The sequence below is a fragment of the Endozoicomonas sp. 2B-B genome (genome assembly GCF_053470045.1).
The window spans coordinates 4,552,797-4,578,192 of record NZ_JBLZMU010000001.1; the positions used below are offsets into that span (position 1 = coordinate 4,552,797).

The window sequence follows — 25,396 nt, forward strand, 5'->3', positions numbered from 1 at the left end:
TCAGTCATAATCAGGTGCCGGGATCAGGCTCAACGCCTGGTCCCTTGAATAATTAAATCAGTTCAGCCTGCTTCAAGGCTTCACGCAGAACCGGGTGGCAACCTTCGGACAAGGGCGTCAGTGGCAGGCGTATACCCTCTCCAATCAGTCCCATTTCCGACAGCGCCCATTTCACAGGAATCGGATTCGCCTCAACAAACAGATTCTGATGCAATCCGTCCAGTTTAGCGTTAATCGCCTCGGCTGTAGCGCGATCTCCATTAAGAGCCGCTACACACATTTCATGCATTTTCCGAGGAGCCAGATTATTGGTTACAGAAATAACACCGTTAGCGCCCTGCAACATCATCTCCATGCCAGTAGCGTCATCACCGGAGTATATAGCAAAGTCATTACCGCACAGTTCACGAATCTGGATGCCACGCTCGACAATGCCGGTGGCTTCTTTTATACCCACGATATTTTCGTGACCGGAAAGACGCGCCACAGTTTCAGGCAACATATCCACGGCGGTACGACCGGGTACATTATAGAGAATCTGAGGAATGGCCACAGAGTCAGCAATGGTTTTGTAATGCAGGTACAAACCTTCCTGGGTTGGCTTGTTGTAATAAGGAGTCACCAGCAGGCAGGCATCAGCCCCCAGGATTTTTGCCTCTGCTGTCAATAAAACAGCTTCCTGGGTAGAATTTCCTCCGGTACCGGCAATCACCGGAATACGGCCACTAACCTGTCTGACAATCCGTTTAATCACTTCGCAGTGTTCCTGCACGGTCAGAGTAGCAGATTCTCCGGTAGTACCCACTGCCACGATGCCATCAGTACCTTCCTCTATATGAAATTCAACCAGTTTCTGGAGACGTTCCCAGTCCGGCTCTCCATCGTCCTGCATCGGGGTCACAAGCGCTACAAGGCTACCGGTAATCATCTATCCACTCCAAGAGATCAGTCATAAGCTGTGCATAATGTTACTGACGCGCACCGGCATTAACAAGAGCAGCGTTGACATTCTGCCCGACTCAGTCCAGCTTTATAGACCATTGTCAGTCATTCGCACTATGCTACAGGTTCGCTGCATCTGAAAACAATCTGTTGATCTGGCCGTTTTTGTGGCTGAATATAAAATTCTGACATCTATTAAAGCCAGCTGAAGCAGAAACAACCGTTTACTATTCAGACTTACTATCAAAGACAAGAGAATCGAAGGAAGAACAATGAGTTTTACCCTAGGCCAACCCGTTACGGAATTCACCGCCCAGGCAACCAATAACACCACCGTCACCCTGTCCGAACTGAAAGGCAAGAAGGTCGTCATCTATTTCTACCCCAAAGACAACACTCCGGGCTGCATCAGTGAAGGCCAGACTTTCCGGGATCTGTTCCAGGAATTTCAGGAAGCTGACACCCTGATTTTCGGTGTCTCCCGTGACAGCCTGAAATCTCACGAAAATTTCAAGGCTAAACATGAGTTCCCGTTCGAGCTGATCTCCGATCCGGACGAAGAACTCTGCAAACTGTTTGATGTCATCAAGTTAAAGAATATGTACGGCAAAGAGTACATGGGAATTGAGCGCAGCACGTTCCTCATTGATCGTGAGGGCACCCTGCAACACGAGTGGCGTAAGGTACGGATCAAAAACCATGTAGAAGACGTTCTACAGGCTACTCAGGCACTGGGTTAATCATCCAAACGGGCCATCTATCCGTGATGGCCCTCAAAGAAATATTCCAATGATAATCAGATGGACCGGTTTCGTTGTATTGATGAAAGGCTAGCTGACCTTTTCCACATCATGCACACTGGGCCAGGCATTCATCACTGCCTTTAGCAGGGTCGCCAGCGGAATAGCAAAGAATATTCCCCAGAAGCCCCAGACTCCCCCAAACACCAGAACCGCAACAATAATAGCAACCGGGTGCAGGTTAACCGCCTCGGAAAACAGCAGGGGAACCAGAACATTGCCATCCAGAGCCTGAATGATGCCGTACACAATCATCAGCATCATGAACTCATGTCCCACACCCCATTGAAACAGACCAATCAGGGCAATAGGAATGGTAACCACAGTGGCACCGATATAGGGAACCACTACTGAAAAGCCCACCAGTACAGACAGCAGAACGGCATAGTTCAACCCCAGCCAGGCAAAAGCCACAAAACTGACTCCACCAACAATCAAAATTTCAATAACCTTACCCCGTATGTAGTTGGCAATCTGGTCATTCATTTCGTCCGCCACCTGAATAATCAGGCGACGTCGCATAGGTAAGCGGTTACCAATCCAGCCGAGCAGTTCAGTTTTATCCTTAAGAAAAAAGAATACCAGGATGGGCACCAGAATCAGATAAACCAGGATACCCAGGGCACCAGGCAACCTGGAGATAGAGAACGACAACGCCCAGGGTCCGAACTTGGCCAGATGCATATTGATAGCACTACTGAGAGCCGCTGTCTGGGATTCCGAAATAAAGGCTGGATAGAGCTCTGGCAATTCTTTCAGAATCATCTGTCCCTGCCTCACCATATTCGGCAGCTCATTCAGTAAGCCGGTGACTTGCTGCCAGATCAATGGAATCAACAGGAATATTGAAATAAGCAGAACCGCCATAAAGAGAGTGAAAATGAGGCTGACGGCCAGGAGATGGGGTACCCCCCATTTTTCGAGTAAGTTCACCACACCTTGCATCAAAAATGCCAATACCATTGCCGCCAGCAGCGGGGCCAACATATTCCCCATAAAGATGATGACCAAAAACCCGGTCACCAGCATCAACAGCAGCACCAGAGCCTCATGATCTGACAGGTAACGGTTCAGCCAATCCCTGATGATATCCAGCATATTTTCTTCCTTATGACTTACTCAGAAAACTGACCAGGTTGTCTATTGTCAGTCAGGCTCGGGATATTAACAATCCGATCTTATTTATGCTCGAGAGTAAAGATAAATACCCCTGAAGCTTCATCACTGGCCAACAGTTTATGCCCACTGATGCAGGCAAAGCTGGCAAAATCCCGAACCGAGCCCGGATCTGTGGCCTGAATCCGCAACACTTCGCCCTGATCCATTTTACTGAGCGCCTGCTTGGCTTTGAGCAGAGGGAGCGGACAACTCATTCCCTTCAGATCCAGTTCAACATCCACTTCTATCATAATGAAACTCATTCTCCCTCAGCGAAGCTGAAATTCAGCTGTACAGGAACTCTGCTGCCAATGTTATGCTGCACTGACTGATAATTAATAAACCAGTAAAGCGCTTACAGTGTAAAAATGTTTCCAAGTGCCATGCATACACTTGCCCAAAAACGGCAGGCAAGTTGTTACCACACCCGACTCTCACTAAAAGGCTCTGGTGCAAACGTCGCTGACCTGTAGAATAGAGAGATGACTGCTCTTTCCATCGCCAGAAGTTGCCAGTCATGATAAACGCACTACCGGCCTCACCCGAAAGGTAAGGAGGCCGTAAAATGCTGTGTTTTTTTTCACGGCTGTTTGAGCCAGCACCTCTATGACGATACAGTGTACCGCAGATTATACGAGTATGGATATTCTATGAAGCAACCGGGTTTCCTGATGGCAGCCCTGCTAAGCACCTGGCTCGGAACTTCTTCCGCAGTGGTAAGCGCGGCCCCAATTGAACTGCCCAGACTGGGGGACAGCACCTCCGCAGTCGTCTCGCCTCAACAGGAGTATGAGCTGGGACAGACTTATCTGAAATATATACGTAGCCGAACCCGTACGGTGAGTGACCCCGAGGTCAAGGAATACCTCGAAAGACTCACCTATCGCCTGGCTGAATTCAGTGAGATTAAAGATCACCGATTAAACACCATAGTGATAGACAGTAGCGTATTGAACGCTTTTGCAGCACCGGGCGGAATCATCGGCGTCAACTCCGGACTGTTCTTCAACGCGGACACAGAAGCTCAATTTGCTGCCGTACTCGCTCACGAATTAGCACACCTGAGCCAGCGCCATTACGCCCGAAATGTTGAAGACGCCAAAAACAAGAGCCTGCCGACCGCTGCCGCTGTTCTTGCATCGGTTGTCCTGATGGCAACAGCAGGAACTGAAGTAGGTGCCGCAGCACTATCAACAACGATGGCCGGCATCCAGTCCAGTCGTTTACGCTTCAGCAGACAATTTGAGCGCGAGGCAGACAATATTGGCATTCTGACTCTTGCCAGGGCGGGCTTTGATCCTCAAGCCATGCCTGAAATATTTGAGAACATGAACAAGTCCAGGCGTTATCAAAGCAGACCTCCGGAGTTTCTATTGACGCACCCTGTTACCGACAACCGTATTTCAGACTCCAGAGCCAGAGCTGCACAATTGCCTTCCAAGGGTTCCCAGGGCAGCAGCCTTGATTATTCTTTAATTCGAATGAGACTGTTCGTACTCAGCACCGAAGATCCGGCCCGTTACGCACATCAGTTACAGAAGGAGCTGGAGTCCAGTCATACCAGCTCGGAAGACATTACCCGCTATGGTCTTGCACTGGCGAGCATTGAAGCACGAGATTACAAAACAGCAGAAAAAGAACTGACTGCGCTGCTGAAGAAACACCCTCGCAACCTGCATTTGATTATGGCTCAGGCCAGACTCGAATCAGTTACCGGAAAATCCGATGAAGCGATTAAACGACTGGATGCGGCGCTTTCAATTCATCTGGATAACTATCCGTTGATGGCGACCAAAGCGGATATTCTGATTCAGGCAAAAAAATTCAGCGAAGCCAGAGACCTTCTTCTGAAACTGAGTCGCAGTCGACCCGACGACCCGGATATCTGGTATGAACTGGCGGAAGCCCAGGGTCAGTCCGATGACATTCTGGGCTTACATCAGGCTCGGGCAGAGTACTTCTTCTTAACAGGCAATCTTGACGATGCCATCAAGCACCTTCAGTTTGCTCGAAAAATGGTGGGAGATAATTACGCCCTGAGAGCCAAGATCGACAAAAAGCTAAACGACATATTCGAATATCGTAAGAAACTTGAAAAAAGCTGATCAGAAAAGGCCGTCATTGTCGGCGGCCATACCTCAGGCTGATAGTGATGCCGTGAAGTCGAGCATACGATTCAGAGGAATCAGAGACTTCTTTCGCAACTCATCATCGACATTCACCAGATTCAACTTGCCTGGTTTTTCCAGACACTGAACCAGTGCTTCCAGAGAGTTCATTGCCATCCACGGACAATGGGCACAACTCTTGCAGGTAGCACCGCTACCCGCAGTTGGAGCTTCTACAAAAGACTTGTCTGGGGAAGCCTGTTGCATTTTGTAGAAAATACCTCGATCCGTTGCCACGATAAAGGTTGAGTTTGGCATTTCCTGAGAAGCTTTCAGCAATTGGCTGGTAGAACCAACGACGTCTGCCACCTGGACAACAGAGTCTGGTGATTCAGGGTGCACAAGAATCGCAGCATCCGGGTAAACCCGTTTGAGGTCTTCAATACCCCTGGCCTTGAACTCTTCATGAACGATACAGCTACTGTTCCAGAGCAGCATGTCTGCCCCGGTGTTCTTTTGGATGTAACTGCCCAGATATTTATCCGGCCCCCAGATGATTTTTTTGCCCTGATCCATCAGATGCTCAACGATGTCCACAGCACAACTGGAAGTCACAACCCAGTCAGCCCGTGCTTTCACCGCCGCAGATGTATTGGCATAGACAACCACTTCACGATCGGGGTGCTGATCACAAAAAGCCGAAAACTCATCGACCGGACAACCAAGATCAAGAGAGCACTCTGCCTCCAGCGTTGGCATCAGAACACGTTTTTGAGGGCTGAGAATCTTGGAAGTCTCACCCATAAAGCGAACGCCAGCAACGACCAGAGTATCCGCAAAGTGATCACGTCCAAAGCGAGCCATTTCCAGGGAGTCCGCTACATAACCACCGGTTTCTTCGGCCAGCGCCTGAACGACAGGGTCAGTGTAATAATGAGCAACAAGAACAGCGTTTTCCTGTTCCAGAAGCTCTCGCACTTTCTGCTTCAGTGCTTGCTCTTTTGCTTCGTCCAGGCCCTGAACGGGTGCGCTACCGAGATGCTCCTGAACAAATGCTCTATCACTAAGTACACTCATAAAAATTGTTCTGAAAGTCTCTAGAAGACATTATTAGGCAAATCCACGCGATTTTAACACAAATGAAAGATTCAGACAGCCGGGAAAAAGAGAAGTGGAGTTGGTGGGTCGTGTAGGATTCGAACCTACGACCAATTGGTTAAAAGCCAACTGCTCTACCAACTGAGCTAACGACCCGACGCGGCGCCATATTACTCAGTCGGTTAAATCTTGCAAGTTTTTTCTTCAGCCTTCCCTGCCTGTCAGGTATCAGGCGCTAACGCATCTGTTTAGTCACTGAATACTCATCTGCGAATGATTCCAACCCTGAAGTATTCCACTAAAACTGACCAGTTGACCCTCCGGTAACGTCCTGAATTTAGACTAGGATTATACCAGTTTCTATAAACCTCCTTTAACTAAGGTAGCCTCATGTCATCCAAAGGATTATGGCCTCTCTCCCTTTTTTTTACCTACGCTTTGTTATCCTCTGAAGCTGCCATTGCCAGCCAGAACGGAGTAATGCTTCTCGGCAGTAAAAAGCTGGATTACAGTGAAGATCAGCCAATCCTGGGAATTTCTTCCATCCGTTACGACAAAGCCTACAATCAATTCATTCTGCTTTCAGATGATACCGGGGCCATTCCCAACTATTACAACAAAAACGGCTTGCCCCGATACTATCTCATCCCGGAAGAAACCCTGATTACCAGGAAAGGCATTCCAAAAAGCAAAGGTACTTTCCTGCAAGAGTCTGGCAGACGGGTCAGAGAAGTTGTCATTGAACCTAATGACTCTGTTTTTTGGACAACCCATGGGCATATTGATACAGAAGGCTTTGACTTTCTTGGCGACAGTGCTTTTCTGGTCGCTTCGGAACAAAACGCGACCTTTCTGTTCAACCTGGTCTGCCCCTGGATTCGATTCCCTGGATGGAATATTCACAGCTCTCTTCTGAAAGTAGGAAGAGACGGATCTCTTCTGGGCGCATACCAATACCCCAGAGAATTTTCCAATATCGGCTGGCGCTTTGACTGGAAGATACCTCACTGGGTACCCGGCATCTATGACACTCAGTTCAACTGGCACAGTGAAGACCCCAATAAAAAGGGGGTCAAGCGAAACCGGGGCTTCGAAACTGTCATCCACCTTCCGGGAACCCCTGATTATCTTGCTATATCTGAACAGGGGATTCTTCAGGATGAACAACATCATAAAGGCCCTGTACCTGGTCGGGTATTGCGTTTCTCAATGGCTGAAGCGGTCCATCAGGTTTCAGCTTCTGTGAAACCAGACATTCAATACCACTATCAGCCCACTTCTGTTCCTGCAGAGCTTTACAACCCCGAGGTAGACGTCATTGTACAGAGCATCAGCGACGCCCAGGCCGTCAACAATCACCAGTTTCTTGTCATCGAAAAAAATTTCATCAGGAAAGCCGACAGAAAAACCGTAAACTATACATACACGGAAGTTTATCTGGTTGATCTGGATAACCCTCTTCCCCCAACCCAAGGCAATAAATGCACCTGTCCAGAAGAGCAACCGAAAGAGACTGCTAATACGTCTCTGCCTTTACTGAGAAAGAAGCGTCTGCTGAGCACCCGGGACTTTGAAAAAACCTTCCCGGACTTTAAAAGAATCAATATCGAAGGGGTGACGATTGGACCTCACGGGACTGACGACAGCAGGCTACTGGTTCTGGTTGGCGATAATGGTGCCAATTTTCCCAAGCCAAGAAGCACTGATGTTATCTTCTTCAGAGTGCCTGAAAAACTGTTCAAGATGCAATAGATCTCCTGACTGCCGTACTCAGGACTGGCTTGAGAACGACAGTATGAACTTGAACAGACCTGCAAACGTTCAGCGGTCAGGTTGGATCACTCAAGATTCTACATAAGGCGTTGGGTCGGCGACAGAGGCTTCGGCAAAGCCCTTTTTACGATAGCGGCAGCTGTCACAGACACCACAGGCGCGACCTTGTTCGTCAGCCTGATAACAAGAAACGGTCATCCCGTAATCAACCCCCAGACGACTGCCTTCCTTTATGATCTCAGCCTTGGTCAGCTCCAGCAGTGGAGCGCGGATATGAAAGTGATCCCCTTCAACTCCCGCTTTGGTGGCCAGGTTAGCCATTTTCTCGAAAGCCTCGAGGTACTCAGGACGACAATCCGGATAGCCGGAATAATCTACATCATTAGCGCCAATGAAAATGTCCCGGGCACCGAGAATTTCAGCCCAACCCAGTGCCAGTGAAAGAAATACAGTATTTCGTGCTGGTACATAAGTTACAGGGATACCCTCGCCCAGATCCTCAGGGACATCAATATCATCATCTGTCAAAGCAGAGCCACCAAGATCACGCAAGTCCAGTTTCAGGGTTTTATGATCCCTGGCACCCAATGCCTCAGAAACACGAATAGAGGCTTCGAGTTCTGCTCTGTGTCGCTGACCGTAATCAAAGCTGACGGTATAGCACTCATATCCCTGATCTCTGGCAATGGCGAGTACTGTGGAAGAATCCAGACCACCGGACAGTAAAATGACTGCTTTTTTTGTCATGCTCTTTATTCCTATTTTTCTTCGCTCATGGCCTGCTTTTCTATAAATGCGGCCAAGTCGAGGGTTACAGCGACGCTCGCGACAATCGACGATCCAGCGCTGACCAGACTGTTATAAAACGCTTACGAGTTAACTTAAATAGCTTGCAGCCTACCTGATTAGGATTTTGACTCAAACACCGGCTTTGTCGCCCCAGATCACGCGATGTAATTGCACCTGAAACCGAACCGGAAGCTTGTCTGAGATGATCCAGTCAGCCAGCCGATCAGGAGCCAACTGGTCGTTGACGGGAGAAAACAGTACATCTGACACCCGGCCCGCAAGGTTGTACTGCAACATTTTACTGACCGACCACTCATAATCTTCCCGATTGGCAATGACGAACTTAACCTGGTCATTAGCGGTAAGGTGTTCAATATTCTCGTACAGATTCCTGTGACTTTCACCAGATGCCGGTGGCTTGAGGTCGAGCACTTTGACCACTCGCTCATCCACCAGGGAAACATCCAGAGCACCACTGGTTTCCAGTGATACTTCATAGCCTTTGTCTACCAGCTGCTCAAGCAGAGGCAGACAATTTGGCTGCCCAAGAGGTTCACCGCCTGTTACACAGACATATTTAGCGCCATAGTCGTCTACCTCCTTTATGATCTCGTCGAGAGACATACGGGTGCCACCGTGAAATGAGTACTCGGTATCACACCAGACACAACGAAGTGGACAGCCCGTCAGCCGGACAAACACTGTAGGCAGGCCCGAGGTACGGGACTCTCCCTGCAGGGAGTGAAAAATTTCAGTAATTCTGAGGGTATCAGCAGTCATTGAGCTCTCACCAGACATTCAGGTCGGCAATACTAGGAGCCCATCCTACTTAAGTCAATTTTGGTTTAACTGCCCGAGCAGAATGCAAGATCCCCTCAAGGGAGAAAACAGGAAATGGATGAAATACCCAAACAGAGTCGACGCCCACCCGGAGGCAGGCAGAATTAATCAGGAATCGGACATATTCCTGAGATAGGTATCTGACAATCGGGCAGCAGCACTGCCGGGGTATTGACTGATCACTGATTCAAGGTGTTTCCTGGCAGCGTCTTTTTCGCCTTGCAAATCAAGAATACGACCCAGCTTGTAGGTAGCGTCAGATACTTTCGGACTGTCCGGATAATTGTCAATCAGAGACTGAAAGTCGCCCAGAGCTTCCTTGTATTTGCCCTGAGCCATCTGAACTTCACCTAACCAGTATTGGGCATTATCCGAAAACTGACCTTTGGGATAGTCTTTCAACAACTTTTTCAAGGCCGTAATAGCCTCATCAAAACGCTTGTCCTTGATCAGGGAGAAAGCAGCCTGATAAGCAGCTTCCTCGCGGGCACCAGTCTCAGACACTGAAGGCTTGTTACCGATAGCAGGTAAAGTCACCGGGGAGTTTGAAGCGCCTCCTGCGGCAGCAGGCGCCTCACCAGAAGAGTCACCCAGACGAGAAATGCGCTGATCAAGATCCAGGTAACGCTCCCGGTTCTCTTTCTGCAGCTGCCTGATCTGATAAGCCTGCTCTTCCAACTGCCCTCTGAGGGTCATGGTCTCCTGACGAAGCTCATCCACCAGGTTCAATAAGTGGGCAGTACCTCCTGCCGATGATGCCACTGAAGTCGATTCACGAGTTTGTGAACTCTTGACAGAATAAGCATTTCCAGAAGGCTGGGAGTCCACCACCGGCACCTCTGCCTGAACATAAGAGGCCAGGCCGACAACAACAAAAGCAGAGCAAACAGATCGTTTCAGAGGCATTCAGTCTCATTCCCTGTCGGGCAGCCATGAGTCTGAAATGCTGCCCACCCAAGGGCTTTGCACCAGTGAATGGGCCATGGCTGCATTATGAAATCAATATTTTTCTAAAACTATGGGCATCAGTTGATCACAATGTGAGCACGACGATTCATAGCCCAGGCAGTTGCATTGTGAGCCGGGTCCAGAGGCTTCTCAAAACCAAAGCTAATCACTTCAATACGGCTTGGAGATACACCCTTGCTAACCAGGTAGTTCTTAACTGCATTAGCACGACGCTCGCCCAGAGCCAGGTTATATGTGCGAGTTCCGCGCTCATCCGTATTACCCTGAATGGTGATTTTCTTGCCACGGCCTTCAGAGGAATTCAGATAAATAGCCTGTACGTCCAGAGCCTTATAATCGCTCTCTTTCAGCTTGGAGCTGTCAAAAGCAAAGTGATAAGTTTTATGCGCCAGCAATTGTTCGATCTCTTCAGGGGTAGCCTGAATCTCACCGCTATCAATTACGGCTTGAACAGCAGGGCTATAAGCAGGGAAGGTTTCAATCACAACTTCTTCAGTCGCGAAGTCAGTGTTAGATTCAACATCAGAAGTACTCTGACCACCTGTAGAGGCACAACCAGCCAGCCAGAGTGCAGTGGCAGTGAGTGCGGTGGCTTTGACAAAATTGGCAAAACGCATGACAAGCTCCAATTGTTCGTTCAATGTTGGTAAATCAAAATCAATGTATTGATTGATGCAGTACAGTATCAGAACTGCAGACTCCGGACTAGCCCGAATACCAAGGGGGTCAGCTGAACTTGCAACTTCTTCGGCCTGAAATCCGGAAAGAGCGTCCAGCGCTACAGATGAATTTGATTGAATAAATTAACTATTCGCACAAGACCATTTGAAGAGCTGGCTCACTCTACTGAATTTTATGCTCGAATGCCAAGTTCGACTGACTCCAGCGAACCAATCCAACCCGATTTAGCGCTGTGTAGCTATTGATGGTCCCCAAACCGGCTCTCTGACATCACCCTCGGCCGATGGCAAGCGATATTTTACCCGACCATCCGCTGTAACAATGCCAAGCTCCCCGTTTTTGCCTCCCGATACCGCATAGATTAGACGACGGCCCCCAGGGGAAACACTGGGCGAATCTTCCAACCGGGCAGACGTAAGCTGACGCAGTCGTCCAGTATCAAGATCCAGAATGGCGATGTTAAATTCTGTGGCTCCCTGACCTTTATGGACTAGTGCCAGAGATTTACCATCAGGGAATACTTTAGCACGGGCATTGAATTTACCAGTAAACGTCAGCCGTTTAGGTTTGCCTTCAGCAACCACAGTACCGTTCGACAACCTGTCAAGCCCGATCTGATAAATCTGGGCACTGCCTCCCCGGTTAGATGTAAAGATCAGACTTTTCCCATCTGGCATCCAGTCTGGCTCAGTATCAATCGAGAAATGTGATGTAATCTGACTGAGTTTGTCAGTGGCCAGATCCATCACATAAATGTCCGGATTCTGCTCCTTGGACAGAACCAGTGCCAACTGCCTGCCATCAGGAGAAAATACCGGAGAGCTGTTCAACCCTTTGAAGTCAGTTATCTTCTGACGTTTACCGGTAGCCAGTTCCTGAATATAGATAGCCGGACGACCGGTTTCAAAAGAAGCATAGGCAACACGACTGCCGTCGGGTGACCAGCTCGGTGACAGTATAGGCTCTCTTGAACGAAGTATCTCGCGCTGGCGCTGACCATCGGCATCGGCATAGTTTAGACTGTAATCCGTATGTTCAGCACTTTTACGATCAGCAGTGACATACATGATTCGGGTCGAGAAATCGCCGGGAATACCGGTGATCTTTTCGTATATCGCATCACTGATATGATGAGCCAACCCGCGCAGCTGACTTTCATCGCCTCGAACCCTGCCTTTCATAATGCTTTTCTGGCGAACAATATCAAACAGCTGATAGTCCACTTCAAACGTATTGCCTTCCTGTTTAACCTCTCCGGTAACCAGGTAGGAAGCACCCAGTATATTCCAGTCACGGTAAACAACATCTTTGGCACTGGATGGAAAGCTGAGCATATCCTTTCTGGGCAAAGCTGCAAACAGGCCGCTGAAATGAAGGTTATCTTCTACAACAGAAGCCATATCTTCGGGCAGAATTTTCTTACCATTCCAGCTGAAGGGTGGTACTGCCACCTTGACGGCCTTGTCATTACCCTGGGTTACTTCGATTGTGAGAATGGCCTGAGCACTCTGCATTGATAACAGCAGGGCAACAAACAGAGATGAGACCAAAACGCTCCTACTTCGGAACCATGAAAATATTGCAGAAGAGATTAATAGGTAAACACGACGACAGGTGTCTTCCCTGAAGACAGTCTGCTTACTTTTAAAGCTGCCCGACAATCCGGCAGAAAACCATTGCAGTTGTTGCTTCATCTCACCAGATCCTCTGGCCTGAACCTAAAGTTAATGCGCTTGAATTTATTATCGAACACACGCCGTTCCAGCTTTTTCAATTCAGGAAAAGGCGCCGCCCTCTGTATCGCCTGTACGACAGAACGATCATAGGCATCATTACCACTGCCTTCAAGCAACCTTACTTCCAGCAAGTCACCAAAAGGCGACAGACTGAGCTGAACCAGAGCCACCATATTGTTACGGGCACTGGGCGGTCGGTTCCAGTTCCGGGCAATAAGGTTTTTCAGCAGTTCGGAGTAGTAAGCTACTTCTCCAGCCTCTTGTTCTGCCTGCTCGGCAGCAACTGCCTGAGCCTGTTCGCGGGCAACCCGCTCCTGCTCAAGCTGTCTGAGTAACGCTTCCTGTTGCTTTTTCTTCCTGTTTTCTTCAGCCAGACGCTGCTGTCGCTCTTGCTCTTTACGAGCTGCTTTTTCCTTTTTTGCTTTCTCTTTGGCTGCATGCTCTTTTTTCAGAGCCAGCTCTTTCTGTTTTTTAATTTCTGCCTGTCGGCGGGCTTCTTCTTTGCGCTTCTGAGCAGCAAGCTCACGAGCTTTTTGTGCCGAGTTGTCTACAACAGGCTTGGGCGCTGGCGGTATTGGCTTTGGCTGGGCAATTTCAACGACACTGGCTTTGATACTTTTTGGCGCTACAATCCTCAACTCATCTGCAGTTGACCAGTCCCAGGACACCAGACCCAGTATCAGAACGTGCAGCAGTAAGGAAAACACCACTGCAAACCCGTAACCCTGAAAAAGCTTATGATTCAATAAAGCACCGATCAATGGAATTTTCTTCATTACAGCCCTGCGTTCCACAACACCATGATCATGATTTGTTCTGACTGACAGTCAAACCAGCGGATAACACTTTCTATCATCAGCGCTTCGTCCGTTCATTGAGCAACGCAGGATCTGTAATCAATCCCACATCATTAACACCCACTCCCTGTAATCTGGCCATCAGCTCAACCACTGAGCCATAGTCAACTTTACGATCCCCCTTTATCAACACCCGGGTCTCGGGACTGGCAGAAAGAACCTTACCTACCTTCTCACTGATTTCATCCATTCCTTTGGCACTTTCCTGATGACCGCCCAGATCAATAAAGAACTTGCCATCGGACTGGACAGAGATAATCAGAGTCTTGGCATCATCAGGCAGTGGCATCGGATTACTGGTTGCCTTCGGAAGTTCTACCTTTACCCCCTGAGTCAGCATCGGGGCACTGACCATAAAGGCCACCAGCATGACCATCATGATGTCGATAAACGGCACCATGTTGATTTCTGACATCGGCTTGCGCCGGGTTCTGGATCGAGCCATGATTTTTTACTCGCTCCCTTAGCCTGCACTGTGACGACTGTGAACCTTGCGATGAAGAATACTGGAAAATTCATCCGCAAAGGTCTCGTAGTTCGACAGCAGGGCTTCCACTCTGGATGCGTAACGGTTATAAGCTACCACCGCAGGAATCGCAGCTACCAGACCAACCGCTGTCGTCATCAGAGCTTCAGCAATACCAGGAGCAACCGATGCCAGAGTGGCCTGCTGCACATTTGCCAGCCCACGGAAAGAGTTCATAATGCCGACTACGGTACCGAACAGGCCAACATAAGGACAGGTCGAACCGACACTGGCCAGAAAGGGCAGATGCGTTTCCAGTTTTTCCTGCTCACGGGAGATGGCCACTCTCATGGCTCTCTGTGTGGCTTCCATGACAGCATCAGCCTCTCCAGTACCCTGAGAACGCATGCGGGAAAACTCACTAAAGCCTGAACGGAAAACCAATTCCAGACCACCCAGGTCTTCTTCTTTGTCCAGCTCTTTATAGAGCTGGGTCAGATCCATCCCCGACCAGAAGCGATCTTCAAAGGCCATCATATTGCGTTGAGCGGAACGAATGAGTACGCCACGCTGAACGATCATCACCCAGGAAACAACAGATGCCACCACCAGCAGTATCAGCACCAGTAAAACGATCCAACTGGCATTGCCTACCAGTGACCAAATGGACATGCTATCTGCCACTGAAAACCTCGCTTTTAATTTGATTAATACTTGTTAGAGAAATGATCATCGACAATCATTCTGGAATCGGGCCAGACGCTGTGACTGCATTTTCATGATAAACAGGCAGTTATGGATAGTACCACCAATCTCAGGGCGAATTGCTGTCAGGACTTAATTTATTCCGTAAGGATTCTGTAATCGCTGTGGGTTTTCTGCTCTGACTGTTCAGGCAAGCCACCACAAACCGACCTTCACATATCAAAAGACCTTCACGAAAACACTGTTGCAGAAAAACCATCCTGGCTTTACCCATACTTTCAACTGCGACAGTCACGTTAAGAGAGTCATCCAACCGGGCAATGTGTTTGAACTGAACAGAAGCATCAACCACTACCAGCTGCTTCTTTTCCTTCAACAACTTCTGGTGGTCATAACCGGTAGTTCGCAGATATTCGGTTCTGGCTCGCTCCATAAACTTCAGGTAATTGACGTGATATACGATGCCGCCGGCATCGGTATCTTCATAATAGACTCGAATGGAAATAGAAAAGGTATCAGTCACAGAGCAGTTCACATAACATTAAACCAGATCAGAGACTGCCAGAGACGCCGATACCCTGGCAAGTTAATAACACGATGAACGACCACAATGAGGGAAATTATGAGGCGGAGGATAGGAGCCTTTATTGAGTTTTTCCTCATCCAGTCTCTGCTTGTTCAGGCGTTGCTCCTGCTCTGTTCTGCGTTGCAGCAAATCAGGAGCTGGAACGGGTTTGTGCAAACGTTTCAAGGCTTGGGTGGCTTCCGGAATCCCCCATCGAGCCGCCATGGAGTAACGCTCAACAGCCTGGGCTAAGGAAGCTGTTGTACCCACTCCCTGCTCGAAGCAGACTCCGGCATGATACAGATCAATCGGCAGCTGGCTGGAACCATGAAGCACCTGCGAGCAACTTGCTGCCGAGACAGAGAAAGGTGCAGAGTAGAACCCTGGACGCATTGGCGTCGCTTCCGTAGTAATAGTCTGACAACCACTCAGAGGAGTGAGCGACAGAACAAATAGACAGTAGATTCCTAAAATTCTCATGAGCATCAGCGTTTCCTTAGCCACTCGTTTTTCAAAAGAACGATCCAGATATTAAACCGGAAAGACTTATTCTTCTATCCGGTAGTCAAGCCCAAAATGCAAGTATGCGTGCTTGGTGACCATCCGCCCTCTGGGGGTTCTCATCATATAGCCCTGTTGAATAAGATAAGGCTCCAGGACATCTTCGATGGTATCCCTCTCCTCACTGATGGCAGCCGCCAGACTGTCTACCCCGACCGGCCCACCATCAAACTTTTCGATCATGGCTAACAGCAGCCGTCTGTCCATATGATCAAAACCGCTGGCATCAACATCCAGCATATTCAATGCGGCATCGGCCGTCTCCTTGTGGATCACACCATTCCCCTTTACTTCGGCAAAATCACGCACCCTTCTCAGCAATCGGTTGGCAATTCTGGGCGTTCCTCTGGAGCGTCGGGCAATCTCTCCTGCACCTTCCTTATCAATCCCCACCCCGAGAATTCCGGCAGAACGTTCTACGATATGAGTCAGGTCCTCAATATTATAAAACTCCAGCCTCTGTACAATACCAAAACGATCCCGGAGCGGAGACGTCAGCAGACCCGCCCTGGTTGTAGCTCCCACCAGGGTAAAGGGAGGCAGGTCCAGCTTGATAGATCGCGCAGCAGGGCCTTCACCGATCATGATGTCCAGCTGATAATCTTCCATCGCCGGATACAATACTTCTTCAACTACCGGACTGAGGCGGTGAATTTCATCAATAAACAGAATGTCATTGGGCTCAAGATTGGTCAGAAGAGCTGCCAGGTCACCCGCTTTTTCCAGCACCGGGCCAGAAGTCGTTCGAATATTGCTGCCCATCTCATTGGCAAGGATGTGGGAAAGCGTGGTTTTACCCAGCCCCGGAGGTCCGAATATAAGGGTATGATCAAGGGCATCATTACGAAGTCTTGCAGCCTGGATAAAAATTTCCATCTGCTCCCTGACTTTTGGCTGTCCCACATAATCAGCCAGTTTTACCGGGCGAATAGCCCGATCCAGCACCTCTTCCAGAGGGCGTTCTGAGGAGGATATCAATCGATCTGCTTCAATCATGTTCTAGCTCGTCTACCATTACTCTCAGCGTACCATCTCCAGTCTGTTAAAAAAATAATCCAGCTTTGGGAACAAAACGCTACATTTAATCGTCCAAGCACTCTGAACGTAAAAAGAGCACTTGCGAGCACTTAGCTGCCCGGGGGTGCATTACCTTTTAAACTTCGGAGTCATCGGACTCCTACACTCTCTGTTTTAAATTCTGATTAAAGGAAGTACTCAGAATGAATACACATTTGGTTTCTGGAAAAGGCCTGACTAACTCGGTCATGGCCTCCGTGATGTTCGGGCTTGTGCCCATTTATGTACAGTTTATTAAGCTGTCCGGAAATACCCTGTTCTGGAACAGGGTCATTTTCAGCGCTCTCTGCCTGACAATGGTCTGCTATCGCATGGACCGGCTTCGGGGCTTCAGGGCGGTTTTTCTCTGCCGGAAAACTGTGCTGATGCTATCCCTGGGTGGTTTGATTGTTGGCTTTCAGTGGTGGCTGTTTGTCTGGGGCCCCGTGAATGATAAAACACAGGATCTCTCCCTTGGCTACTTTTTGCTGCCACTCACCCTGGCATTAACCGGCAAGCTGGTATTTAACGAGAGACTGAACAAGGCTCATTACTTTGCCATGGGGTCTGCGTCATTGGGCGTGCTTGCCATGATTTGGCAACAGGGCTCATTACCCTGGGTCAGTCTGGCAGTGGCCGGACTTTATCCGGTGTATTTCATCATCCGTAAACCTTTGCAGGTCGATACCTTGCCAGCCCTGCTTTTTGAGCACCTGTTGTTCCTTCCGGCTGGTATTTTCATACTGATGAGTGATCAGAGTTTTATGCAAAACCTGACCCATTCCGTCACTCTTTGGTATCTGCTGCCAGGTCTGGGGCTTCTCTGCAGCCTGTCACTGATCTGCTACATCAACGCCTCCAGGCATCTGTCTGTCAGTTTGTTTGGCCTGTTGAGCTACCTGGAGCCTGCTTTGATATTTGTGGTGGCTGTCACCGTTCTCGGAGAAGTCTTCACCTTACAGCAGTGGCTCAGCTATAGCTTTATCTGGCTGGCAACGGCAGCCATCTGCGTCGACTCGGTCAGGAAGTTCATCCGGTAAACTACAAAGCAGACAAGCAGGTGAGACTCAATCATCTCACCTTTTAAAGTAAGACGCGGTGTTATCAGATCATACTTTTCAGAGCCTGACGAATCAGCTCTTCACTGGTCATGCCATCCTTGAGCAACTTACCAATGACTTTGCCGGCTTCCTGGGGCTTATAACCCAGGGCCACCAGAGCACTGACGGCTTCCTGTTCAATATCTTTTGCTCCGGCAGCCATTTCGCCACCGACAACCAGAGGCTTACCTTCCAGCAGAGGTGCTGACTGCCAACGATCCAGCTTATCTTTCATTTCAACAATCAGCCGCTCGGCTGTTTTTTTACCCACACCCGGCAACTTCACCAAAGTGGCACTATCACCTTCCTGCACACAGCGCACAAAAGCATCAGCTTCTATACCGGACAACAGGGTCAGTCCGAGCTTGGGACCAACCCCATTGACCTTGATCAGAGTTCTAAACAACTCCCGCTCATCACGATTGCTAAAACCGTATAGGAGCTGAGCATCTTCGCGCACTACAAAGTGGGTATATAACACGACCTCCTGACCAACGTCCGGCAGTTTATAAAAAACCGACATCGGAGCTTCCACTTCATACCCGATACCATGGGTCTCTATCAGCAAATGAGGGGGCTGTTTGTCAGCCAGAAGGCCCCGAATTCTTCCAATCATCCTGTTTTCCAAATCTTTTATTTTCTGACTATAAGGTCAGAACGCCTAACAATACGACGAGGGCGTAGAACTCCTGAGAATTGTCACTCTCTAATCACTAAGAGAAGTTCAATTCGATGATCTGAAGGAGCTGCCCCCTTGAAGAAACTTCGCACATTTCTGGGATCACTCTGGCAGATCCTGCCCGAGGCTGGCCTGGCCAGTGAATACCACCCAGCTGTACCCGGTGGCCCTATTCCCATCCCTTTCATCAAGTCACAAAAATCTTTGTTAAAGGAAGATTTCCCGGGACGCCCGGCAAACTCACCTGAGCTTGATAAGCCTGCTCGCAGCTTCATCAGTTATATACAAGGCTACAGCAGCCTCCCGATGAGAGATCGCGCTCTGGTTGCCCTGAGAAGTGCGTACATTTGCAATACCAGACACCTGATCCCGGATATTGCTCAATGCGCACTGGATACGGGACTGAAAGCCAGTGATGTACAAATGGTTTCCCGTGGCCATCTGGCACCGGGCTGGGACAACAAACAACGCCTGTTACTGAAAACCACTGAAGAACTCTACAAAGAACAGATCATAAGTCCGGAGAACTGGAAAGAACTGAAGAAAATCTACACGCCACAACAGATCCTGGATCTGGTGTTTTGCATTGCTTCCTTTCACCTTTGTGTCCACCCAAACTAAGGAGGCTGACCGGGAATAGACTGCCCTACTGCGGCGGCAGCAAATTGGTCTAAAAATCCGCTTTTGTTCGTCAAATAGCTCGCTATTCTCCTCACAAAACCGAATTTTCATCCTCAATTTTCTGCCGTCCTCGCTACGGGCGCTATTCTCGGTCAGCCTCCTGACTGCCCCGTAAGACGACGACGTCGAGTACCCGTAGCACCCGCCATCCTGACCAGACTGGAACGAGTATGAGCATGACAAAGAGCAACCGCCAGAGCGTCCGCAGCATCGCCCTGAGGGGTATCATTCAAGTCAAGGATCGACTTCACCATGTGCTTTACCTGGTACTTATCCGCAGAGCCTTTACCAACCACAGCCTGCTTGACCTGCCGGGCAGAGTATTCCGACACTTCAATATTGTGATTAACCACAGCCACAATGGCCGCAGCCCTGGCCTGACCCAGTTTCAGTGCCGAATCAGCATTTCTGGACATGAACACTTGCTCCACACCGACGGACTGCGGGATGTAACGTTCGATCAAAGTGCTGATGCCTTCATAAATCTGCTGCAACCGCTCAGGTAGAGGCGCCTCCCGGATGCGAATACAACCGGACGCCACATAATGTGTTTTATTGCCTACTTCTTCAATTAATCCATAGCCGGTAATTCTTGAGCCCGGATCTATCCCCATCAGGATGGCCATTCAGAATGTATTCTCAAGTCAGATATCGCTATTTTCAATGACAGCGTTTGATGCCCCCCGGGGTCAATGAGTGTGACAGCTTCTGCCAAAAAAATCTGACAGGCGAGGGTTCAAAGTCATGGTTATGTCAAAAGGATACTGTACACCCATACAATATACCAGCGGTGCCGGTGGGTATCAGAAACTTACAATTCAAGAACACTGAATTACCAAATTTGCCTGTGAGTAACGATAGAAGCAGCTTAGTATTTCTCTGGTAATACTTTCGTGGCGAGAACCGCAAAGATCATTGTTCTTGCTCAAGACTGTTTTACTCCACAAGATGATCCGGAAACGATTAATGTCCGACCTGCTAAAAACATTAATGATTATCACAGGCATCATTATTCTATTGTTTATGCTGCTGGTAGGCTTCAATGTCTGGGCGTTCACAGATGTTCCAGCCGGGCTGGTATCTCCGGAACAGAAACAAAAAACCCCGACACTTTCGTTATCGAGGCTCTTCACACCGACAGAACAACTTAGTCCAGCTGCGCCATCACTTCGGCAGGAATGTCAGCGTTAGTGTAAACATTTTGCACATCGTCCAGGTCTTCGAGACGATCCACCAGCTTCATGATTTTTTCCGCACCGTCTTTGTCCAGTTCAGTCCGGGTAGAAGCGATCATCGCTACTTCGCCGCCCGCTGGTTTCAAACCTGCAGCTTCAATAGCTTCTTTTACCGCCATGAACTCAGTCCACTCAGTGACCACTTCAATGGAGCCATCGTCGTTAGTCAGTACATCTTCAGCACCGGCTTCCAGAGCAGCTTCCATGACAGTGTCTTCATCCAGACCCGGTTCGAAGAAGATTTGCCCCTTACGCTCAAACAGGTAGGCTACAGAACCGTCAGTACCCAGATTACCACCATGCTTGGAGAAAGCATGGCGTACTTCTGCAACGGTACGGTTACGGTTGTCTGTCAGACATTCCACCAGCACCGCGATACCGCCAGCACCATAACCTTCGTAGGTCACTTCTTCCATGTTGGAATCGTCATCACCACCGGCACCACGAGCAATCGCCCTGTTGATGGTGTCACGGGTCATATTGGCACCCAGAGCCTTGTCAACCACCTGACGCAGCTTGGGGTTATCCTCGATATTCCCACCGCCCTGCTTGGCCGCCACCACCAACTCACGAATGATCTTGGTGAAGATTTTGCCACGCTTGGCGTCCTGAGCCGCCTTACGGTGTTTGATATTGGCCCATTTACTATGACCTGCCATAGAAAATACCCTTTATCTCTTCTTGAACAGGCCGGTAAAAACCGGCCTCAGCAATTTATAAAATGGTCGCAGACGTTTTCTGGAACAGCCGCAGACGCTCAGTGACTGGTTGCAGACGCCGGATCACGACGAATACGGATATTCAGATCGCGTAGCTGGGTAGCATCCACTTCGCCCGGAGCCTGAGTCAGCAGACAGGCTGCGGACTGAGTTTTCGGGAAGGCAATAACGTCACGAATATTATCGGTCCTGCACAGCAGCATAACCAGACGGTCAAGCCCAAACGCCAGACCACCATGGGGAGGTGCACCGTATTTAAGAGCGTCCAGCAGGAAGCCAAACTTTTCCTGCTGCTCTGCTTCCTCAATTTTCAGGATACGAAATACTGTCTGCTGCATTTCCTGGTTGTGAATACGAACAGAACCACCACCAACTTCATAACCATTGATAACCATGTCATAGGCACGGGAAAGTGCTTCAGCAGGATTTGCTTCAAGCTCTTCAGGTGAGGTCGTTGGCGCTGTGAATGGATGGTGCAGTGCGGTCAGTTCACCGTCGTCTGTTTCTTCAAACATTGGAAAGTCAACAACCCACAGTGGCGCCCACTCTTTCGTATACAAATTCAGGTCAGCACCGACTTTACAACGCAATGCACCCAGAGCTTCGTTGACTACCTTCTCTTTGTCTGCACCAAAGAAGACGATATCGCCATTGCTGGCATCCAGACGCTTCATAATCTTCATGGTGACATCGTCGCCCAGGAACTTGATGATCGGAGACTGTAGACCGTTTGCGCCGTTTTCGATTTCGTTGACCTTGATCCAGGCCAGACCCTTGGCACCGTAGATGCTGACAAACCGGGTGTAGTCATCAATCTGCTTACGGGAAAGTTCAGCTCCACCGGGTACTTTCAGCGCGGCTACACGCCCCTTCGGATCTTCAGCCGGTCCTTTGAAGACCTTGAATTCAACTCCGGCCATCAGATCAGCAACGTCCACCAGCTCCAGAGGGATACGCAGGTCTGGCTTGTCAGAACCATAAAGGTTCATGGCTTGTGCAAAAGTCATGTGCGGGAATTCACCCAGCTCAACACCACCTACCTTTTTAAAAGTGGTCTTAACCAGGTCTTCAGCCATACCCATGATCCGGGACTCGTCCATGAAGGAGGTTTCGATATCGATCTGAGTAAATTCTGGTTGACGGTCAGCACGCAGATCTTCGTCACGGAAGCATTTTACAATTTGATAGTAACGATCAAAACCTGCCACCATCAGCATTTGCTTGAACAGCTGGGGAGACTGTGGCAGCGCAAAGAACTTACCTTCGTGAGTTCGACTGGGTACCAGGTAATCGCGGGCACCTTCCGGGGTCGCACGGGTCAGAACAGGGGTTTCAACATCCAGATAACCCTGCTCATCCATAAAGCTGCGAACAGCACTGGTCAGCTTGCTGCGAAGGATCATTTTTTCCTGCATTTCCGGACGACGCAGGTCAATAACACGGTTTTTCAGACGAACTTCTTCACCTACATCGGTGTAGCCTTCGATCTGGAAAGGCGGTGTCTGGGCTTCATTCAGGATTTCTACCTGCTTACCCAACACCTCAATTTCACCGGTGCCCATATTGGTGTTTACAGTGCCTTGGGGACGGGGGCGTACAAATCCGGTGATTTTCAGCACATATTCACTGCGTGCTTTATCAGCGAGAGCAAACGCCTCTTCGGTGTCAGGATCAATAACAACCTGGGCGATACCTTCACGGTCTCGCATATCCAGGAAGATCACACCACCATGGTCGCGACGTCGGTGTACCCATCCACACAGGGTAACCTCATGCCCGTCATGGGAGAGATTCAGTTCGCCGCAATAATGGCTGCGCATAACATACCTCGAAACTGGGGGGCTGTTCAGGTTCAGCACAGAATTATCTGAAATTTTGTGCCTGAATTTATGGTTTTGAGTCACTCCGGGTGAAGCACAACCTCAGCGCTCAAATGACCGAATTATTCACTGGCGGCTGCAGCGCCGCCCGAGCCCTTGGCAGGGCCCTGATTATCATTGCAGGACAGATTCTTCTTATTGCCACTCTTGAAGTCTGTTTCATACCAGCCGCCACCTTTCAGCCTGAAGGCCGGGGCACTCAACATTTTTTTCAATTCAGGCTCACCACAGACACCACAGTCAGTCAGAGGTGCATCGCTGAACGCTTGAATCACTTCCTGCACACCACCGCAACTTCCGCACTGATATTCGTAGATCGGCATTGAATCTGTCTATCCTTTGTTTGCCATTGTCAGAACTGGGGCATTATACCTGAACCCTTGATTTTCACCAGATAGTGTCCAGACCAATAATCAGAAAATAGAGACGGGATCAGGGATATTTTCGATGACTGTGCAGACTTTACGAAAGACGAGGAAGGGAGCCCCTCCCCGCTGCTCTCAAACTCGATTACTTTTGCTGATTTGAACAGCTGCCTCCTGCTGCTTTTCCAGCGACTCAGCGACTTCCAGTAGAATCGACTCAAAATCCTGCAAATGCTCAGCAACACTCTTGCGTTGAGCATCCACATTCTCAGCCACTTCATCGAGGTGATCTTCTTTCACATCCTGAGTTTCCTGACCTTCTTCCAGCTTTGATTCCATCCAGAGGCGGGCAAAAACCTGAGGACTGCTTGCACCTTCAAAACTGAGATTATCACCCCGGTGAGTCTCCGCTGCAGGGTTGACTGCATCCTCCAGCGCCTTTTCTGAGGGGACGCTATGCAAAGCAATAGCGAACCCTTCTTCCACTGCAGGAGAGTTTCTTGCCTGAGGTTTATCGTCAAGGAGCTGAACAGCACTTCTCAGCTCTGCAGGGTCAGAGGGAGAGAATACCTGTTGCAGAGTCTCCAGATCCTCAGTGGCAAGAAACTGGTTAGCACCCTCCTCAAGCTCAATCCGGTCATCCTCTGACCGGATTTCACCTTCTTTGTGCTCTTTATCCAGCGACTTTACTCCGTCCTCGTTCTGCTCCCTTCTTCTGAACTCCCTTACCTGCTCTTTCTGAGCCCTCTGTTCGAGCTCTTTTACGGCTTGCACACCTTCTTCACCGGTTTTCATAGCAGCAGGATCGAACCGCTGACGAATTCGCCCCAGCAGACTGTTAACACGCACAAACTCTGAGGTCACTGTATTCAGCTGCCTGTTAGCTTTGAGTAATGCGGCATGATCTGCGGTATTACTGGCTTCCAATGTCTTCATCTGCTGGCTCAGAGCACTGATTTCTGTGGCAACACCTGCAATTTGATACTCGAGCGCTGTAATTTCATTCATCAACCGGTTTATTTGACCACCGCTGCTATTGTTACCGGCTTGATTAGACTGAGCACTGGCCAATTCAGCCTCTTTCAGGGTTTTATGAAGATTTTTGCTGGCCAGGAGTTCTACATAGACGTCCCGCTGAGCCGCTATGTCATTTAAATCCCTGGTTCTGGATCGAATAGTTTCTCTTAGATTAAGGGCATTGACTGCACTATCCTCCCTCCTGCTTTGCTGATAGAGCCGATTGCTGAAATTCTGATCGATAGAAGCAGCACTCACCATAGCCTGAGCATCACTGATCATCCCTTTAACAATAAGAATGAGTGACTGAGTGTCACTAATATCTATATCCTCAGCATTGAAGCGACGATTGAATTCATGCACTGCTGCCCTGAAGCCATCCAGTCTGGCGTCAAAAGCTCTTTGGAGAAAGTCACGGCTGTCGGCATTGGAGACGCCTGGCTGATCTGGACTGACACTGACCGCCTGTCCGCTATTGCTATTTTGCGAGCTGGAAATCGAATTCGAATGACTGAATCCCTGGCTCACCTGCGCCTGTGCTGGAGTTTGAGATACCTGCCCACTCTGTTGCACAGGAGTCTGGGATATTCCGGAATTGGGATCGACTGGATTCATA

Annotated in this window: 27 protein-coding genes and 1 tRNA gene; 6 read left to right on the forward strand and 22 right to left on the reverse strand. The window is 49.3% G+C overall.

Features of this window, described 5'->3' with window-relative positions:
* Positions 1–52: 52 nt before the first annotated feature.
* On the reverse strand, positions 53–928 hold the full coding sequence (gene dapA, locus ACOMHB_RS17775) for a 4-hydroxy-tetrahydrodipicolinate synthase (protein ID WP_422134442.1): 876 nt from the start codon (positions 926–928) through the stop codon (positions 53–55).
* Between the two features lie 286 nt (positions 929–1,214).
* On the opposite strand from dapA, the gene ACOMHB_RS17780 reads away from it, so the two are divergent.
* Positions 1,215–1,682 (forward strand): peroxiredoxin, encoded by a 468-nt coding sequence (locus tag ACOMHB_RS17780; RefSeq protein WP_422134443.1) that lies wholly within the window; start codon positions 1,215–1,217, stop codon positions 1,680–1,682.
* Between the two features lie 90 nt (positions 1,683–1,772).
* On the opposite strand, the gene ACOMHB_RS17785 is transcribed toward ACOMHB_RS17780, so the two are convergent.
* Positions 1,773–2,840 carry an AI-2E family transporter gene (locus tag ACOMHB_RS17785; RefSeq protein WP_422134444.1) on the reverse strand — a complete coding sequence of 356 codons (1,068 nt, stop codon included), beginning with the start codon at positions 2,838–2,840 and terminating at the stop codon, positions 1,773–1,775.
* A gap of 80 nt (positions 2,841–2,920) precedes the next feature.
* The gene (locus tag ACOMHB_RS17790) at positions 2,921–3,163 is read right to left on the reverse strand and encodes a sulfurtransferase TusA family protein (protein WP_422134445.1); all 243 of its coding nucleotides are present in this window, start codon (positions 3,161–3,163) and stop codon (positions 2,921–2,923) included.
* Positions 3,164–3,550: 387 nt separating this feature from the next.
* Here ACOMHB_RS17790 and ACOMHB_RS17795 point away from each other — a divergent pair, with 387 nt between their 5' ends.
* Positions 3,551–5,005, forward strand: a complete 1,455-nt coding sequence (locus tag ACOMHB_RS17795; RefSeq protein ID WP_422134446.1) for a M48 family metalloprotease — start codon at positions 3,551–3,553, stop codon at positions 5,003–5,005.
* A 33-nt stretch (positions 5,006–5,038) separates the two neighbouring features.
* Here the strand turns inward: ACOMHB_RS17795 and nadA are convergent, their stop codons facing one another.
* Complete coding sequence (gene nadA / locus ACOMHB_RS17800) at positions 5,039–6,085, reverse strand: quinolinate synthase NadA (protein WP_448217631.1); 1,047 nt, start codon at positions 6,083–6,085, stop codon at positions 5,039–5,041.
* 101 nt (positions 6,086–6,186) lie between these two features.
* Positions 6,187–6,262: transfer RNA gene (locus tag ACOMHB_RS17805), tRNA-Lys, on the reverse strand.
* 234 nt (positions 6,263–6,496) lie between these two features.
* Here ACOMHB_RS17805 and ACOMHB_RS17810 point away from each other — a divergent pair.
* Positions 6,497–7,858: an esterase-like activity of phytase family protein gene (locus tag ACOMHB_RS17810; RefSeq protein ID WP_448217632.1), complete on the forward strand. Its 1,362-nt coding sequence runs from the start codon at positions 6,497–6,499 to the stop codon at positions 7,856–7,858.
* A 90-nt stretch (positions 7,859–7,948) separates the two neighbouring features.
* On the opposite strand, the gene queC is transcribed toward ACOMHB_RS17810, so the two are convergent.
* The 11 genes from queC to ruvB form a co-directional block, all read right to left on the reverse strand.
* Positions 7,949–8,626 (reverse strand): 7-cyano-7-deazaguanine synthase QueC, encoded by a 678-nt coding sequence (queC, locus tag ACOMHB_RS17815; RefSeq protein WP_422134449.1) that lies wholly within the window; start codon positions 8,624–8,626, stop codon positions 7,949–7,951.
* Positions 8,627–8,797: 171 nt separating this feature from the next.
* On the reverse strand, positions 8,798–9,448 hold the full coding sequence (queE, locus tag ACOMHB_RS17820) for a 7-carboxy-7-deazaguanine synthase QueE (RefSeq protein WP_422134450.1): 651 nt from the start codon (positions 9,446–9,448) through the stop codon (positions 8,798–8,800).
* 168 nt (positions 9,449–9,616) lie between these two features.
* Entirely contained in the window at positions 9,617–10,414 is a 798-nt protein-coding gene (ybgF, locus tag ACOMHB_RS17825; RefSeq protein WP_422138446.1) for a tol-pal system protein YbgF, read from the reverse strand.
* Between the two features lie 119 nt (positions 10,415–10,533).
* A complete protein-coding gene (locus tag ACOMHB_RS17830; protein WP_422134452.1) occupies positions 10,534–11,094 on the reverse strand; it encodes an OmpA family protein in 561 nt (186 codons plus the stop codon).
* Between the two features lie 288 nt (positions 11,095–11,382).
* Positions 11,383–12,852 (reverse strand): Tol-Pal system beta propeller repeat protein TolB, encoded by a 1,470-nt coding sequence (tolB, locus tag ACOMHB_RS17835; RefSeq protein WP_422134453.1) that lies wholly within the window; start codon positions 12,850–12,852, stop codon positions 11,383–11,385.
* Positions 12,849–13,670 carry a cell envelope integrity protein TolA gene (gene tolA / locus ACOMHB_RS17840; protein ID WP_422134454.1) on the reverse strand — a complete coding sequence of 274 codons (822 nt, stop codon included), beginning with the start codon at positions 13,668–13,670 and terminating at the stop codon, positions 12,849–12,851. Before tolA ends, tolB begins: the two co-directional genes overlap by 4 nt.
* Positions 13,671–13,749: 79 nt before the next feature.
* Positions 13,750–14,196 carry a protein TolR gene (gene tolR, locus ACOMHB_RS17845; RefSeq protein ID WP_422134455.1) on the reverse strand — a complete coding sequence of 149 codons (447 nt, stop codon included), beginning with the start codon at positions 14,194–14,196 and terminating at the stop codon, positions 13,750–13,752.
* Between the two features lie 18 nt (positions 14,197–14,214).
* Positions 14,215–14,889 (reverse strand): protein TolQ, encoded by a 675-nt coding sequence (tolQ, locus tag ACOMHB_RS17850; protein ID WP_448217633.1) that lies wholly within the window; start codon positions 14,887–14,889, stop codon positions 14,215–14,217.
* Between the two features lie 142 nt (positions 14,890–15,031).
* Positions 15,032–15,445, reverse strand: a complete 414-nt coding sequence (gene ybgC, locus ACOMHB_RS17855; RefSeq protein WP_448217634.1) for a tol-pal system-associated acyl-CoA thioesterase — start codon at positions 15,443–15,445, stop codon at positions 15,032–15,034.
* 63 nt (positions 15,446–15,508) lie between these two features.
* The gene (locus ACOMHB_RS17860) at positions 15,509–15,967 is read right to left on the reverse strand and encodes a hypothetical protein (RefSeq protein WP_448217635.1); all 459 of its coding nucleotides are present in this window, start codon (positions 15,965–15,967) and stop codon (positions 15,509–15,511) included.
* 66 nt (positions 15,968–16,033) lie between these two features.
* A complete protein-coding gene (gene ruvB / locus ACOMHB_RS17865; protein WP_448217636.1) occupies positions 16,034–17,044 on the reverse strand; it encodes a Holliday junction branch migration DNA helicase RuvB in 1,011 nt (336 codons plus the stop codon).
* A gap of 224 nt (positions 17,045–17,268) precedes the next feature.
* On the opposite strand from ruvB, the gene rarD reads away from it, so the two are divergent.
* The gene (gene rarD / locus ACOMHB_RS17870) at positions 17,269–18,144 is read left to right on the forward strand and encodes an EamA family transporter RarD (RefSeq protein WP_422134460.1); all 876 of its coding nucleotides are present in this window, start codon (positions 17,269–17,271) and stop codon (positions 18,142–18,144) included.
* A gap of 64 nt (positions 18,145–18,208) precedes the next feature.
* Here rarD and ruvA read toward each other — a convergent pair whose 3' ends face one another.
* Positions 18,209–18,820 (reverse strand): Holliday junction branch migration protein RuvA, encoded by a 612-nt coding sequence (ruvA, locus tag ACOMHB_RS17875; RefSeq protein WP_448217637.1) that lies wholly within the window; start codon positions 18,818–18,820, stop codon positions 18,209–18,211.
* 138 nt (positions 18,821–18,958) lie between these two features.
* Here ruvA and ACOMHB_RS17880 point away from each other — a divergent pair, with 138 nt between their 5' ends.
* Positions 18,959–19,504, forward strand: coding sequence for a carboxymuconolactone decarboxylase family protein (locus tag ACOMHB_RS17880; protein WP_448217638.1), 546 nt, complete (start codon positions 18,959–18,961; stop codon positions 19,502–19,504).
* Between the two features lie 152 nt (positions 19,505–19,656).
* Here ACOMHB_RS17880 and ruvC read toward each other — a convergent pair whose 3' ends face one another.
* Entirely contained in the window at positions 19,657–20,190 is a 534-nt protein-coding gene (gene ruvC, locus ACOMHB_RS17885) for a crossover junction endodeoxyribonuclease RuvC (protein ID WP_448217639.1), read from the reverse strand.
* A 267-nt stretch (positions 20,191–20,457) separates the two neighbouring features.
* Here ruvC and ACOMHB_RS17890 point away from each other — a divergent pair, with 267 nt between their 5' ends.
* On the forward strand, positions 20,458–20,715 hold the full coding sequence (locus ACOMHB_RS17890) for a hypothetical protein (protein ID WP_448217640.1): 258 nt from the start codon (positions 20,458–20,460) through the stop codon (positions 20,713–20,715).
* Here ACOMHB_RS17890 and ACOMHB_RS17895 read toward each other — a convergent pair.
* The 4 genes from ACOMHB_RS17895 to ACOMHB_RS17910 all read right to left on the reverse strand — a co-directional run bounded on the left by ACOMHB_RS17895 (position 20,712) and on the right by ACOMHB_RS17910 (position 25,395).
* Positions 20,712–21,458: a YebC/PmpR family DNA-binding transcriptional regulator gene (locus ACOMHB_RS17895; protein WP_422134464.1), complete on the reverse strand. Its 747-nt coding sequence runs from the start codon at positions 21,456–21,458 to the stop codon at positions 20,712–20,714. The genes ACOMHB_RS17890 and ACOMHB_RS17895 overlap by 4 nt on opposite strands.
* Before the next feature lie 98 nt (positions 21,459–21,556).
* Positions 21,557–23,338: an aspartate--tRNA ligase gene (gene aspS / locus ACOMHB_RS17900; protein WP_448217641.1), complete on the reverse strand. Its 1,782-nt coding sequence runs from the start codon at positions 23,336–23,338 to the stop codon at positions 21,557–21,559.
* A 122-nt stretch (positions 23,339–23,460) separates the two neighbouring features.
* On the reverse strand, positions 23,461–23,721 hold the full coding sequence (locus ACOMHB_RS17905; protein WP_448217642.1) for an FmdB family zinc ribbon protein: 261 nt from the start codon (positions 23,719–23,721) through the stop codon (positions 23,461–23,463).
* 177 nt (positions 23,722–23,898) lie between these two features.
* Positions 23,899–25,395 carry a coiled-coil domain-containing protein gene (locus ACOMHB_RS17910; protein WP_448217643.1) on the reverse strand — a complete coding sequence of 499 codons (1,497 nt, stop codon included), beginning with the start codon at positions 25,393–25,395 and terminating at the stop codon, positions 23,899–23,901.
* Position 25,396: the final 1 nt, after the last annotated feature.